The organism is uncultured Flavobacterium sp., from assembly GCF_963975515.1.
Classification (GTDB): Bacteria; Bacteroidota; Bacteroidia; order Flavobacteriales; family Flavobacteriaceae; genus Flavobacterium.
In genome coordinates, this window is the sequence record NZ_CAXBGY010000008.1 from 107967 (window position 1) to 123016 (window position 15050).

Below are 15050 nucleotides of genomic sequence, written 5' to 3' on the forward strand. Positions count from 1 at the left end.
ATTTAAAAGAATTATTTTCTTATTATTTAAAAAACATCTTGTGTTTGCAGGGATACACAATTACATAATTATACATTTTCGTATAATTTTACATGCTCTACTATTATTAAATAGCATTAGGTTAGAGACATATCATTCATTTCTTGATTCAAATGTAATATATTTTTTTAAACTACCAAATATATCAAACAATAAATCTTTTATTTTTCGACGAAATAAGTAAAACAATCGTTAAAAAGTTATTTAATTCTCAAAATTATGCATTATAATCAACTTATTGAATAATTTATGTAAGCAAAAAAGGCTTATTCGAATATTGAATAAGCCTTTTTTAGGATCATTATGAGTGAAAGTTATTTTGCAAATAACAATTCTCTATATTTTGTTAAAGTCCACATTTCGTCATCAACCATTAGTTCTAATTTATCTGCATGTTTTCTAATTACTTCAAAATAAGGTATAACTTTATTACAATATGCAGAAGCCATTTTTTCCATATCTGTCAAGTTATTTGCTTTTTTTCGCTCTTCAGTCATCTCTTTAACATTTGAATTGATGCCTTCAATATGCTGAGATATTTCTTTTATCATTGTAATTTGCTCTTTTGCGATTTTCTCAAAATCTTTGCCAAAGATTTCTTTTAATCCTTTAACATTTTCAATTAATGTATTTTGGTATTTAATTGCTGTTGGAACAACATGATTTCCAGCAATGTCGCCTAAAACACGTCCTTCAATTTGAATTTTCTTTATGTATTCCTCTAATTCAATTTCGTAGCGAGATTCTACCTCAACATGATTCATAATATCTAAACTTTTAAACAAGTCCATTGCCTTTTTAGAAACTTTAGCCTTTAATGCTTCTGGAGTTGTTTTATGGTTGCTTAGTCCTCTTTTTTTCGCTTCAACTTCCCAAGCTTCACTATAACCATCACCTTCAAAAAGAATCTTTTTAGTACCTTTAATATATTCTCTTAAAACATTAAATATAGCTTCGTCTTTCTTTAAATCATTCTTCTTAATTAAAGCATCAACTTCTTTTTTAAAATCTTTTAACTGCTTTGCTACCATTGCGTTTAATGTAGTCATTGAAGTTGCACAATTTGCAGATGAACCTACCGCTCTAAATTCAAATTTATTTCCAGTAAAAGCAAATGGAGAAGTTCTGTTTCTATCAGTATTATCTAACAATACATCAGGAATTTTACCAACTACGTTTAATTTTAAATCCGTTTTTTCTTCTGGTGAAAGTTTTCCATTAGTTACTCCTTCTAATTCAGCTAAAACTTTAGTTAACTGCTCTCCAATAAATACCGAAATAATTGCTGGTGGCGCTTCATTAGCTCCTAATCTATGATCATTTCCAGCAGAAGCAATTGCAGCTCTTAATAATTCTTCATAATCATGAACTGCTTTAATTGTGTTAATAAAGAAAGTCAAAAACTGAAGATTACTCATTGGTGTTTTTCCTGGAGCTAATAAATTAATTCCAGTATCAGTTGCTAACGACCAGTTGTTATGTTTTCCTGATCCATTAACACCTTTATATGGTTTTTCGTGAAATAAAACTTTATATTCATGACGTTCAGCTACTTTTTGCATTACATCCATTAATAATGAATTATGATCTACTGCTAAATTAGTTTCTTCAAAAATTGGAGCTAATTCAAATTGACTTGGAGCAACTTCATTATGTCTTGTTTTTACTGGAATTCCCAATAACATACACTCGTTTTCCAGATCTCTCATATAATTTAATACACGAGTTGGAATTGAACCGAAATAATGGTCATCTAATTGTTGTCCTTTTGCTGCAGTATGACCTAATAAAGTTCTACCAGTTGCCATAATATCTGGACGAGAATTAGCCAATGCTCTATCTACAAGGAAATATTCTTGTTCCCAACCTAAAGTTGGTGTTACTTTTTTAACGTTTTTATCAAAATACTTTGCTACATCAGTGGCAGCATCATCAATTGCATTTAACGCTCTTAATAAAGGAGCTTTGTTGTCTAATGCCTCACCTGTATAAGAAACAAATACAGTTGGCACACACAAAGTTGTTCCAAAAATAAAAGCTGGTGATGTTGGATCCCATGCTGTATAACCTCTTGCTTCAAAGGTATTTCTAATTCCACCATTTGGAAAAGAAGAAGCATCTGGTTCTTGTTGTACCAATTGGTCTCCACCAAATTTTTCAACTGGATCGCTACCGTCAAATGATGTTTCAAAAAAAGCATCATGTTTTTCAGCTGTTCCTCCTGTTAAAGGTTGAAACCAGTGAGTATAATGTGTAACTCCTTTTGAAAGAGCCCATTCTTTCATACCTAATGCGATATAATCTGCTAACTTTCTGTCAATTTTTGTTCCGTGTTGCTCTGCGCTTTTAACAGCTTTATACCCTTCTGAAGTTAAAAACTGACGCATAGTTTTATCATTAAAAACATTGCTGCCAAAAATGATTGATTTTTTATCTAATTCTTCAACATTAATTGGAGTTCTTGTGTTTGCCTTTTCAAGTGCATTAAAACGAATTGTTGACATAATTTATTGATTATTTAATTAAGTACCCTGTTATTTTAATGCAAATATATAAAAAAATGAAATAAAACAACTTATACCCCTATTTTTTTTAGGGCAAAAGATTAAAAAAAATTATATTCCTTGAATTATTATTTCATAAAGTAAAAAATTATATTTGTCAATTAAAATTAATTTTATGGTAGTTTGGATTCTTTTTATTGCGGCAATATTGTTTTTCTTAGCTTTAGACTTAGGTGTTTTTAACAAAAACCCTCATATTATTAGCTCCAAAGAAGCAGGAATATGGACAGGAATATGGGTAACTATATCATTTTTGTTTTCTGGTGTGATATATTGGATATATTTAAACGGATATATTGATAATCCATCAAACCTTACTCCTACTTTAGCTTCCATGAAGTTTATTACAGGTTACTTAATTGAACTTTCTTTAAGCGTTGATAATATATTTGTAATTGCTGTTATATTTTCATCCTTTAAAATTCCACAGAAATATCAACATAGAGTTTTATTTTGGGGAATACTTGGGGCAATTATTTTTAGAGGACTAATGATTTATTTTGGTGTCTTACTTATCAATAAGTTTAGCTGGATGACTTACGTTTTTGGTGCTTTTTTAATTTTTACAGCAGCAAAAATGTTATTTAAAAATGAAGATGAAGAAGTTTTTAATCCAAAAAAATCTTTTGTATTTAAAAGTTTGAGAAAAGTAATGCCAATTACGCTACATATGGAAGGTGAACATTTTTTCATTAAAAAAAGAAATATATTATTCGCAACCCCTTTATTTGTTGCTCTTATAGTAATTGAACTAATGGATGTTCTTTTTGCAATGGATAGTGTTCCTGCAATATTAGCAATTACATCTGATGGATTCTTAGTATTTAGTTCTAATATATTTGCGATTCTTGGTTTACGTTCTATGTATTTCTTCTTGGCAAATATGTTAGAGAAATTCAGCTATCTTGAATATAGTTTAATTGCTATTTTAACTTTTGTTGGAATAAAAATGTTAGCTCATGATTATATTGAATTACCAGAATGGGCTTCTTTAGGATTTATAGCTTTTTCATTATTTTCTGGAATTGCTTATTCTTTATACAAATCGAAAGATTCAAATGTAGCATAAAAAAAAGAGGCTGCTTCCCAGCAACCTCTTTTCTAACAAACTAATCTAACCAAACTAACAAACTAATCTTTAATCTAACTTTTTAATTTTTGAGTCTTTATATCCTAACATTTTAATTGTAGCATTATAATCTGAATAATCAACTTCATTTGATGTTTTAAATGAACCAGGAATAACTACTAGTCTAAATGTTTGATTATTTAAAATTTGACTAGACAAATTCCATAACTCAAATCCTTCCATGTACAATTCAACATCATATCTTGTAAAATCATAATTAAATTTATAATCTAATGTTCCGTCATTAAAGTAAAATGTTTCAGGTAATAATTTCCAAAAATCAGTACCATTTGAAACCCCACTTAATCTATAAACTAAAACCGTGTCTGAATTATATATAGGTGGATTAAATGTAACCAACCTACTAAAATCATTATTTGAACTAAACGAAGTAGTTACTTCAAAAACTTCACTTACGTAAGTATTATTTATTTGTTGCACTTGTGCTGGTGGTGGTGTATCATTAACGGTACAACTGTTTAGTGTTATCATTCCGATAAAAGCTAAAATGAGAGTAATCTTTTTCATGATATTTATTTTTAATTGATTAACGATGTTAGTACTTATTCAATTGCCGTGCCAAACTTTTTATTTAACAAAAAATTGTACTTTTGAAGAATGAATAAAAACTTACATTTATACATGATAATGTTAGGCTGTACACCAAAAGGAAGGTTAACAGAACAACATGATATATTTTTTGGAATAGCCAGTTCATTAGCTCAATTATTTCCAAATATGAAACAATTCTGGCCAGAAGCCAAAGGTAAAATTCATATTGATGCTTGGCAAAAAATTACTTTTATTGATGGGTTTTCTATTGAAGTTATTGACAGTAATGAAATAATTGAAAATAATGAAAAACTTTTCTTTATCAATTTAGGTGGTTATAAAGAAAATGAATTTGAAGAATATCATTATAAAGTTTTAACAGTTGCAAAAAGTAAAGCTTCAGCTATTAAAAATAGTAAAAAAACAACTTTTTTCAAACATTGTGGCATTAATAAAGGAACGGGAGCATCTCATATTGATGAGAAGTATGGAATTGATGTGGATGACATTTATAGAGTAGATGATGTTTTATCAGAAGAATTCAAATCAAAATTTCAATTAAAAATCACTAAGGTTGAAGACGGAATTGAAGACAAAAAACATATAGGCTATTTGAAAATACCCAAATTAATTTAATTAACTATGATAAATGTTACCTTTTTTTAGTTTGTTTATTTCTAGCTTTACTACAATAAAACAAATGAAATTATGAACAAGAAAAGTATTATCAAGAAAATTATTGAAGAACAAGAAAATGTAATAAGTCAATTGGAAAAATCTGTTTTAATGTATAGTGTTTCATCTGATATAGATGAAGATGACGTTATTGATCCTGAAGATTTTTCGCATCAAAATGAAGCTAAAGAAATGCAACTACGATATGAACAAATGCTAATTCAGGCCAAGAAAAACAAAGATTTTCTCTTGTCTATTCAGAACAACAAATGCAATTCTATTCAAGTTGGTGCGTTAATTGAAACTGATGAATTGTACATATTCATAGGTATATCTATTCCGCAATTTGAACTAAATAATAAAAATGTAATTTCAATTTCAGATCAAGCACCTATTTATAACGACATAAAAGACAAAAACGTAGGAGATATTGTTTCGTTGGCTTCCTATAAAAATAAAATATTAAACATTTCTTAATTTGATTTTAATGAAAAACACCTTCTTTTAAATAATTTTATTTAATTTGCACAAATACCTTTAACAAGTTAGATTTTATAAAAAATGGGAAGAAATACAGAAAAGAACATTAAGAAACATAACGATAAATTACACAAAGAACAAGACAAAGCAAAAGCTAAAAAAGTAGCTCGTGCTGAAAAATTGAAAGCTATTGTTAGAAAGTTTAATGAGGAAAAAGGGGAAAGTTAATACTGATGGAAATTCTATAAAAAATCATAAATACTTTATAAAATATCATTCTAGGTTAGTCCATACATTTACATCATAATTAATTTAAAACTCAGAAATTATGAAAATTGGAAAAATTATTGGAATAGTATTAATAGCTGCTTCTCTTTATATGGGTTATTTAGGAATCAATAAAGTTTCTAATAGCAGTGCAGAAATTGAAGTTTTAGGATTAGAAATTGACGCTTCAAATGACTCTGGAAAGGAACAAGGTTTTATTTATATTGGATTGGCAATTGTTCTTTTAGGCAGTGGAGTTTATTCTCTGAATAATAAATAGAAACTATAAGTAAAAAAAGACCTTTCATTGCTGAAAGGTCTTTTTTTTATTTAATAGATCCCGATAAAAAATCGGCATAAGCGATTCACACACTTTTTGCAAAAGCAAAAGTGGTTCTCTGCTTACATATTACGTCTATATTGTCCACCAACTTCAAACAAACCGTTTGTAATTTGACCTAATGAACACACTTTTGTAGCTTCCATTAATAATTCAAACATGTTTTCGTTTTTAACAGCAGCTGTTTGTAATTTTTCTAATTGTTCAGCAACTCTGTCTTCGTAAGTTGTATGCAATTGATTTAACATATCTATCTGATATTGTTTTTCTTCTTCTGTTGCACGAATTACCTCAGCTGGAATTACAGTTGGAGAACCTTTTGAACTCAAGAATGTATTCACACCAATAATAGGAAATTCTCCTGTGTGTTTCAACATTTCGTAATGCATTGATTCTTCTTGGATTTTACTTCTTTGGTACATTGTTTCCATGGCACCTAAAACTCCACCTCTTTCTGTAATTCTGTCGAATTCCGTTAAAACAGCTTCTTCCACTAAATCGGTTAATTCTTCAATAATAAATGAACCTTGAATTGGATTTTCGTTTTTCGCTAAACCTAATTCTTTATTAATAATCAACTGAATTGCCATTGCTCTACGCACTGATTCTTCTGTTGGTGTTGTAATTGCTTCATCATAAGCATTTGTATGTAATGAGTTACAGTTATCGTAAATTGCATACAAAGCTTGTAATGTTGTACGAATGTCATTGAAATCAATTTCTTGTGCGTGTAAAGAACGACCAGAAGTTTGAATGTGGTATTTCAACATTTGAGCTCTTTCGTTGGCACCATATTTAGCTTTCATTGCTTTTGCCCAAATTTTTCTAGCAACACGACCAATTACAGCATATTCTGGATCAACTCCGTTTGAAAAGAAGAATGATAAGTTTGGTCCGAAATCATTGATGTTCATTCCTCGACTTAAATAATATTCCACATAAGTGAAACCATTAGAAAGTGTGAAAGCCAATTGCGTGATAGGATTCGCTCCAGCTTCAGCAATGTGATATCCTGAAATTGAAACAGAATAGAAATTACGAACATTTTGCGTAATAAAATATTCTTGAACGTCACCCATTAAACGTAAAGCAAATTCTGTTGAGAAAATACAAGTGTTTTGTGCTTGATCTTCTTTTAAAATGTCCGCTTGAACCGTTCCACGAACTTGTGTTAAAGTCTTTACTTTAATGTCATTATATATATCTAAAGGTAAAACTTGATCACCAGTTACACCTAAAAGCATTAAACCTAAACCATTATTACTTTCTGGTAAAGTTCCTTGATATTGTGGCCTTTTTGTTCCTTTAGCTTTATAAATTGCTGCAATTTTAGCTTCCGTTTCTTTTTCTAAACCATTTTCAACAATGTATTTTTCACAGTTTTGATCGATGGCAGCATTCATAAAGAAACCTAACAACATTGGTGCTGGTCCATTAATGGTCATTGATACTGATGTTAATGCATGACTCAAATCGAAACCTGAATACAATTTTTTAGCATCATCTAAACAACAAATTGAAACTCCAGCATTTCCGATTTTTCCATAAATATCTGGACGCAAATCTGGATCGTTTCCGTATAAAGTTACACTATCAAAAGCTGTTGACAAACGTTTTGCAGGCATTCCAGCACTTACATAATGAAAACGTTTATTTGTTCTTTCTGGTCCACCTTCACCTGCAAACATTCTACTTGGATCTTCTCCTTCACGTTTGAAAGGATATAATCCTGATGCAAATGGAAATTCTCCGGGAACATTTTCTTGTAAATTCCATTTTAAGATATCGCCCCAAGCTTGGTATTTTGGTAATGATATTTTTGGAATTTGAGAATGTGATAACGATTCAGTATGCGTTGCAATTTTGATTTCTTTATCACGAACTTTAAACGTGTAAAATGGATTTTTATATTTCTGAACTTTTTCGTCCCAAGTCAGAATTACTTCCCAATTGTAAGCGTCTAAGTCCATTTTTATTTTGTCAAATTGTTGCGTTAACAATTCTAAAAATACTTTATTTTCTTCTGTTCTATTTAAGGATTCAGCTACGATTCCTACTTTATCAATTTCTGGAAGATTTCCGTTCACTGATTCAATCGTTTTGAAAATTCCATATAATTTTTGAGCTACCTCAACTTGCGTTAAAGCCGTTTCATCATATTTTCTATTACTTTCAGCAATTTCAGATAAATAACGTGTTCTGTGTGGTGGAATTACATAAATTTTCTCACTCATCTCACGTGTGATTTCGAAAGTCGAATTCAAATCAACACCTGTTTTTTCTACCATTTTATCCATGATAGATTTATATAAAGTATTCATTCCAGGATCATTGAATTGAGAAGCAATTGTTCCATAAACAGGCATCTCATCTGGATTTACATCCCAAAGATTATGATTGCGTTGGAATTGTTTTTTAACATCGCGAATAGCATCTAAAGCTCCACGTTTGTCAAATTTATTTAAAGCTACTAAATCCGCAAAATCCAACATGTCGATTTTTTCTAATTGCGTTGCAGCTCCAAATTCTGGTGTCATTACATATAAAGACACATCAGAGTGATCCATAATTTCTGTATCCGATTGTCCAATTCCAGAAGTTTCAAGGATTATTAAATCATATTTTGCCGCTTTTAATACTTGAATTGCTTCATTTACGTATTTTGATAAAGCTAAATTAGATTGACGAGTTGCTAAGGAACGCATATAAACTCTAGGATTATTAATAGCGTTCATACGAATTCTATCACCTAATAATGCACCACCAGTTTTTCTTTTTGATGGATCAACAGAAATTAATCCTATTGTTTTAGTTGGAAAGTCGATTAAAAAACGTCGCACTAATTCATCAACTAATGAAGATTTTCCTGCTCCACCTGTTCCTGTAATTCCTAAAACCGGAGTTTTTGAAGTTTCATTCTTTTTATGAATGGCATCCATAGTTTCCTTTGCAATTTCAGGAAAATTTTCAGCAGAGGAAATGATTCTAGCAATAGCTGTTGGCAATTTTTCTTCTAAATGATTGATTTCACCATTTAATTTATCGCCGATTGGATAATCAGAACGTTTTACTAAATCGTTAATCATTCCTTGCAATCCCATGGCACGACCATCATCTGGAGAATATATTTTTTCTATTCCATAGGCATGTAATTCTTCTATTTCTGTTGGAAGAATAACTCCACCACCACCAGCAAATATTTTAATATGACCAGCACCTTTTTCCTTAAGTAAGTCGTGCATGTATTTTAAATATTCTGTATGACCTCCTTGATAAGAAGTCATTGCAATCGCATTAGCGTCTTCTTGAATAGCTGTATTTACAACTTCATCAACGCTTCTATCATGTCCAAGGTGAATTACTTCACAACCTGTTGATTGGATAATTCTTCTCATGATATTGATTGCTGCATCGTGACCATCAAAAAGTGAGGCAGCAGTTACAATTCTTACTTTATTTACAGGAGTATAAGGTATTTGTGGTTCCATTTTATATAATTATCATTTTAAAGAGTGCAATTTACGAATTAATTAAATTTTATACGATTTAATTAATTTAAAATTTGAATTCTCGATTGAGGCATTATATTTGTATATTCAATACTTAATTAAAAATAAATAAGATGAAAAAAATAATTTTACTAGTATTTGCCACAACAATTTTTTCTGGATGTGCAGAATTACAACAAGTTGTTAACCAATTACCTCAAGGAACAGTTGGATTAAGTCAGTTAGATATAGCTAATGGGCTAAAAGAAGCTTTAGATAACGGTATTGAAAAACAAGTTTCAAAATTAACTGCAACAGACGGATTTTTAAAAAATGAAGCGGTTAAAATTTTATTACCTCAAGAATTACAAACTGTTGATACTAAATTAAGACAAATAGGTCTTTCTAGCTTAGCTGATGAAGGATTAAAAGTTTTAAACAGAGCAGCTGAAGATGCTGTAAAAGAAGCAACTCCAATATTTGTTGATGCTGTTAAAAACATGTCTTTTAATGATGCTAAGAATATTTTAATGGGTGACAATGTTGCTGCAACAACTTATTTACAAAGTTCAACTTCTAGTGCATTATACACAAAATTTAATCCTGTAATTAAAAATTCATTTTCAAAAGTTGGAGCTGATAAAGTTTGGACAAATATTATTACTAAATACAACAGTTTACCATTTATTACTAAAGTAAATCCAGATTTAACTGATTATACTACAAACAAAGCTATGGAAGGTGTTTTTAAAATGATTGCTGTTGAAGAGCAAAGCATTAGATCTAATATTGGTTCAAGAAGTTCTGATTTATTGAAAAAAGTATTTGCTTTACAAGACAAAAAATAATTCTAAAATTTTAAGAATCAATAACATATATATAACATACAATTAACATTAGTCAAAAAAATATTCACGACATTTGCACTGTTGAAAAACAATAAAGTTTGGTTGAGTTAGTTAGTAAAAAGAAATCGTTAGTCAGAAGCTATCGATTTTTTTTTGTCAAATTTTTAAGAAATTGAATAGAAACTTCATTGAATTTTTGAGCTTGTTCAATATTAACTACATGACCACAATTTTCAATAACATTTAATTTTGAAGAATTATAGTGACTTTTTACAACTTCCTTAATGGACGGTAAAAACATATAATCTTCACTTCCCATGACGTATAAAGTTGGAATACTTAATTCAATTTGCCTAAAATATTTGAGTAAAGGATTAATTTCTGCTGTAAGTTTAAACCATTTTATAAATTCTTTTTGGTATAATTTTTTAGCTTCATTAATAAAAAACAATCTTGACTGTTTGTGATTCGCTTTTGGCATAATTATAAAAGCAAACAATCTATACAAAACTAAATAAGGCAAAACATATTTAAAAATATTTCCAACTTTCATTAATATTTGAGAACGGAAATTCATTTTTAAAATTGCACCACCTAAAATCATACTTTTTACTCGTGTAGGATGATTTTCTGCTAATTGACGAATTAAAATTGTTCCTAAAGAAATTCCAACAAAATGTGAAGTTTGTATTTTTAAATGATTAATTACTTCTAAAATATCATCTGCAATGGCATTGAAAGTGTATTTTGAAGAAGAAACTTTCAACATATTTTTTGAATCTCCGTGTCCACGTAAATCTAAAAGTAAAATATTGTAATGTTTTTGAAATTCTCTTATTTGCTTGAACCAAATAGAAGAGCTTCCTCCGGCACCATGCACAAAGGTTATCCAATCTTGACTAGTTTCGTTTTTATAAATTGTATAGGAAAGCAAATTATTTTATTTAAAGCCCAAAAATAGTCTTTTAATGCCTAAAACAATATTTAATTTAATCCTAAATTTTGTTGTGAAGTTGCTTGAAGTATTCAAACGATTTTAGAATTCTACTTCCATACCAAGAAAACATTTCTCCATCTACAAAAATTGTTTTGGCATGGTGTGTAAAGCGTCCTATTTCAAAAGCATCTTCATCTTTAAAAGGATAAGGTTCAGACGATAAAAAAACCAAGTCTGGATCACCTTCTAAACGAATCTTTTTTAATTCCACTTCCGGATATCTTCCTTTTTCTTTGTAAATATTTTCGAAATGATTTAGTTCTAATAATGTATTGATAAACGTTTCTTTTCCAGCAACCATGTGTGGATTTTTCCAAATAAAATAAGCTGCTTTTTTTGACGGTTTATCTTCGACAAAACTCTGAAAATCTTGATATGCAAAATTGATTTTATCGTGCCATTTTTGAGCTTCAGTTCTTTTACTAAATAACTTTCCAAAATCTAAAATCATTTGCAAATTATCTTCAATAGAATAAATATCAGTTACAATTACAGGACAAATTTCACTCAATTCATCAACAATTTCTTTAGTATTTTCTTCTTTATTGGCAATAATTACATCTGGTTGCAAAGCTTTTACTTTTTCAAAATTGATGTTTTTTGTCCCACCAACTATCTTCTTTGTTGATTTAAAATGAATAGGATGCACACAAAATTTTGTAATTCCGACAATAGAATCTTCTAAACCTAAATCATATAATAATTCGGTTTGTGATGGAACAAGGGAAACAATTCGTTTAGGAGTTGTCTCAAAAGTATGTTGATTTCCTATTTGGTCTTTGAATTCTATCATTTTAAAATCACTTCCATCTCTTGTTGCAATTTCAAAGCCTCTTCCCTAGCCTTTTGAGCAAAATTTTCTTGGTTTGAAGCATAAATAATTCCGCGAGAAGAATTTATTAAAAGTCCAATCTCATCATTCATTCCAAATTTACAAACATCTTGAAGATTTCCACCTTGTGCTCCAACTCCAGGAACTAATAAAAAACTATTTGGAACAATTTTTCTAATTTCAGCAAAATATTCGGCTTTAGTTGCACCAACTACATACATAAGGTTTTCTGAATTTTTCCAACCTTTAGACGTTTCTAAAACCATTTTATACAACTCTTTCCCATCAACATTTTTCGTTTGAAAATCAAAAGCACCTTCATTTGAAGTCAGAGCCAACATGATAGTATGCTTATTTTCAAAAGCTAAAAAAGGCTCAACCGAATCTTTTCCCATATAAGGAGCGACTGTTACCGAATCAAAATTCAAATCTTCAAAAAATGCTTTGGCATACATGGATGAAGTATTTCCAATATCTCCACGTTTTGCATCAGCAATAGTAAAAATTTCAGGATAATTTGAATTAATATATTCAATAGTTTTTTGAAGTGATTGCCAACCTTTTATTCCATAAGCTTCATAAAATGCTGTGTTTGGTTTATAAGAAACACACAAATCGTGAGTAGCATCAATAATTGCTTTATTAAATTCGAAAATTGGATCTTCTAATTTTAATAAGTGTTTTGGAATTTTATTTAAATCAACATCTAAGCCAATGCATAGAAATGATTTTTTAGTTTGAATCTGTTGAAATAGTTGTTTTGTAGTCATTTTTAGTTCTGTTGTGACGCAAATTTACAAACTTGAATTCAATAAACTTAAAATTTTATAAGATTCCTTAAAAATTCTATAAGACGTTTGGTGTCCTGTCGTAATATCTTTGTAGAGAACATTTTAAACAACTAAAAATTATTATAAATGGATACTAAATTAGGAATACCTCAAAAAGACATGAAATCTAATATTAAGAACCTAACCGTAGTTTTAGCAAGCGAAATGGTTTTATATGTAAAAACAAGAAAGTTTCATTGGAATGTGTCTGGAAACAGTTTTATGGAAATGCACAAACTTTTTGAAGCGCAATACAATGAATTAGAATTAATTATAGATGAAGTAGCTGAGCGAATTGGAAAATTAGGAGATAAAGCCATTGGAACTATGAACGAATTTAATGAACACTCAATTCTAAAAGAGTCTACTAAATATGAAAAGAAAGAAGCAATGGTTGAGGAATTATTAGGAGACTACAGAACGTTAATAAGCAAAATTAGAGATTTCATTAAGGAAACTGAAGAAACAGATGATTTTGGAACGGCAGATTTCTTAACAGCTATAATTCAAAAACATGAAGAACAAGCTTGGGTTTTAAGAAGATACAACAACTAAAATTCAACAATAAAAATAAGTATTAATTTAAATTTAAAACATTATGAACACAACAGGAATTAAAGGAAATTGGAATGAATTAAAAGGAAAATTAAAACAAAAGTTTGCAGATTTAACTGAAGATGATTTACTTTTTGAAGAAGGAAAAGAAGACGAATTGTACGGAAGAATTCAACAAAAAGTCGGAAAGACTAAAGACGAAGTTAAAAAAATGATTGCAGAATTATAAGCAATTTCTAAAATTAATCAAACTGTCTATATATTTATTGGTATCCTAATAAGTTATTAATATATTTATAGACAGTTTTTTATAAAAAAATCATGGAAACTACCACTAGCAAAACACATATTGTTAAAGATTTATTTGCCTTTATACTAATCGTATTTATGGCTTATATTTTACAAGATTTTTTAATTCCGATTGTATTTGCTATGATTCTTAGTGTTTTAATATATCCAATTGTAAGATATTTTGAAAAGAGTTTGTGTTTTAATAGAATCGTTTCCATTACAATTGCAATTATAATATTTACTGTAATTATTTTTTCAATTTTTGTTTTAATAGGCATTCAATTTGAAGAAATAATGAATAAAAGTGATATGTACTTTTCAAAAATTGGAAGTAAATTAACAGCATTAATTCAACAAACTGAAAACTCTACTGGAATTGAGACTGAAGATATTGTAGGAAGTAAAGATATTAAGGTAAAAGAAATTGTAAAAGAAAATTCAGCTAATATTCTAAATTTCATTACAACTTCTGGTAGTATTTTAAGTGACTTTATACTTTCTCCACTTTATATGTTTTTGTTTTTATTATATCGTAATTTTTTAATTAGCTTCTTATACAGAGCTACTTCAAAAATTAGTACAAAAAAGAATACACGTATAATTTTAAATGAATTATACAATGTTCAACAAAATTATATGTTAGGATTAGTGAGTGTTATGGTAATTGTTGGATTATTAAACAGTATTGGGTTATTGCTTTTAGGTATTGACTATCCTTTTTTCTTTGGCTTTTTATGTGCATTACTTTTATTAATTCCTTACATTGGAATAATGATTGGTTCACTTATACCGGCTTTAATAGCACTAGCTACAAAAGATTCATATTGGTATGCTATTGGTGTTGTTGCTATATTTGGTTTTATTCAATTTATTGAAGGTAACTTTATTACTCCAAAAATTACAGGTTCAAAAGTGTCTTTAAATGCACTAGTTTCTATTTTAGTCATTATATTGTTTTCAATGCTTTGGGGAATTCCAGGAATGATATTAGCTTTACCGATAACTGCTTCATTAAAAGTAGTTTTTGATCACTCGGAAAAATTTAAACCTATTGGTTTTTTATTAGGTCAAGCTGAAGAAAAATATTTTAATAGCAAAGCAAAAAATAGGTTAAAAAAATGGAAGAAAATCAGAAAAAACAAAAAGACATCTTAATATAACTT

The 15050-nt window shown here is 29.0% G+C and carries 15 protein-coding genes; 9 read left to right on the plus strand and 6 right to left on the minus strand.

The window, feature by feature from the left end:
- Positions 1 to 353: 353 nt before the first annotated feature.
- Positions 354 to 2543 (minus strand): glutamine synthetase III, encoded by a 2190-nt coding sequence (locus AAC008_RS10300; RefSeq protein WP_339889210.1) that lies wholly within the window; start codon positions 2541 to 2543, stop codon positions 354 to 356.
- 175 nt (positions 2544 to 2718) lie between these two features.
- Between AAC008_RS10300 and AAC008_RS10305 the strand changes: the two genes are divergently transcribed.
- Positions 2719 to 3672: a TerC family protein gene (locus tag AAC008_RS10305; RefSeq protein ID WP_339889211.1), complete on the plus strand. Its 954-nt coding sequence runs from the start codon at positions 2719 to 2721 to the stop codon at positions 3670 to 3672.
- 69 nt (positions 3673 to 3741) lie between these two features.
- On the opposite strand, the gene AAC008_RS10310 is transcribed toward AAC008_RS10305, so the two are convergent.
- A complete protein-coding gene (locus AAC008_RS10310; protein ID WP_339889212.1) occupies positions 3742 to 4260 on the minus strand; it encodes a hypothetical protein in 519 nt (172 codons plus the stop codon).
- A gap of 90 nt (positions 4261 to 4350) precedes the next feature.
- On the opposite strand from AAC008_RS10310, the gene AAC008_RS10315 reads away from it, so the two are divergent.
- From AAC008_RS10315 to AAC008_RS10330, 4 genes are all read left to right on the plus strand, one after another.
- Positions 4351 to 4920, plus strand: a complete 570-nt coding sequence (locus tag AAC008_RS10315; protein WP_339889213.1) for a DUF1543 domain-containing protein — start codon at positions 4351 to 4353, stop codon at positions 4918 to 4920.
- Positions 4921 to 4992: 72 nt separating this feature from the next.
- Complete coding sequence (locus AAC008_RS10320) at positions 4993 to 5436, plus strand: hypothetical protein (RefSeq protein WP_339889214.1); 444 nt, start codon at positions 4993 to 4995, stop codon at positions 5434 to 5436.
- Between the two features lie 84 nt (positions 5437 to 5520).
- The gene (locus AAC008_RS10325) at positions 5521 to 5667 is read left to right on the plus strand and encodes a hypothetical protein (RefSeq protein ID WP_339889215.1); all 147 of its coding nucleotides are present in this window, start codon (positions 5521 to 5523) and stop codon (positions 5665 to 5667) included.
- A 100-nt stretch (positions 5668 to 5767) separates the two neighbouring features.
- The gene (locus AAC008_RS10330; RefSeq protein ID WP_339889216.1) at positions 5768 to 5986 is read left to right on the plus strand and encodes a hypothetical protein; all 219 of its coding nucleotides are present in this window, start codon (positions 5768 to 5770) and stop codon (positions 5984 to 5986) included.
- Positions 5987 to 6108: 122 nt separating this feature from the next.
- On the opposite strand, the gene AAC008_RS10335 is transcribed toward AAC008_RS10330, so the two are convergent.
- The gene (locus AAC008_RS10335; RefSeq protein ID WP_339889217.1) at positions 6109 to 9534 is read right to left on the minus strand and encodes a methylmalonyl-CoA mutase family protein; all 3426 of its coding nucleotides are present in this window, start codon (positions 9532 to 9534) and stop codon (positions 6109 to 6111) included.
- A 134-nt stretch (positions 9535 to 9668) separates the two neighbouring features.
- Between AAC008_RS10335 and AAC008_RS10340 the strand changes: the two genes are divergently transcribed.
- Positions 9669 to 10382, plus strand: coding sequence for a DUF4197 domain-containing protein (locus tag AAC008_RS10340; RefSeq protein WP_339889218.1), 714 nt, complete (start codon positions 9669 to 9671; stop codon positions 10380 to 10382).
- 139 nt (positions 10383 to 10521) lie between these two features.
- On the opposite strand, the gene AAC008_RS10345 is transcribed toward AAC008_RS10340, so the two are convergent.
- The 3 genes from AAC008_RS10345 to pyrF all read right to left on the minus strand — a co-directional run bounded on the left by AAC008_RS10345 (position 10522) and on the right by pyrF (position 12981).
- Positions 10522 to 11316 carry an alpha/beta hydrolase gene (locus AAC008_RS10345; RefSeq protein WP_339889219.1) on the minus strand — a complete coding sequence of 265 codons (795 nt, stop codon included), beginning with the start codon at positions 11314 to 11316 and terminating at the stop codon, positions 10522 to 10524.
- A 61-nt stretch (positions 11317 to 11377) separates the two neighbouring features.
- Positions 11378 to 12172: a helical backbone metal receptor gene (locus AAC008_RS10350; RefSeq protein ID WP_339889220.1), complete on the minus strand. Its 795-nt coding sequence runs from the start codon at positions 12170 to 12172 to the stop codon at positions 11378 to 11380.
- Positions 12169 to 12981: an orotidine-5'-phosphate decarboxylase gene (gene pyrF / locus AAC008_RS10355; protein WP_339889221.1), complete on the minus strand. Its 813-nt coding sequence runs from the start codon at positions 12979 to 12981 to the stop codon at positions 12169 to 12171. The genes AAC008_RS10350 and pyrF overlap by 4 nt, the downstream gene beginning before the upstream one ends.
- Before the next feature lie 147 nt (positions 12982 to 13128).
- Here pyrF and AAC008_RS10360 point away from each other — a divergent pair, with 147 nt between their 5' ends.
- The 3 genes from AAC008_RS10360 to AAC008_RS10370 all read left to right on the plus strand — a co-directional run bounded on the left by AAC008_RS10360 (position 13129) and on the right by AAC008_RS10370 (position 15042).
- A complete protein-coding gene (locus AAC008_RS10360) occupies positions 13129 to 13596 on the plus strand; it encodes a DNA starvation/stationary phase protection protein (RefSeq protein WP_339889222.1) in 468 nt (155 codons plus the stop codon).
- Between the two features lie 43 nt (positions 13597 to 13639).
- Positions 13640 to 13825, plus strand: coding sequence for a CsbD family protein (locus AAC008_RS10365; RefSeq protein WP_339889223.1), 186 nt, complete (start codon positions 13640 to 13642; stop codon positions 13823 to 13825).
- 92 nt (positions 13826 to 13917) lie between these two features.
- Positions 13918 to 15042 carry an AI-2E family transporter gene (locus AAC008_RS10370; protein ID WP_339889224.1) on the plus strand — a complete coding sequence of 375 codons (1125 nt, stop codon included), beginning with the start codon at positions 13918 to 13920 and terminating at the stop codon, positions 15040 to 15042.
- The last annotated feature ends 8 nt before the right edge of the window (positions 15043 to 15050 follow it).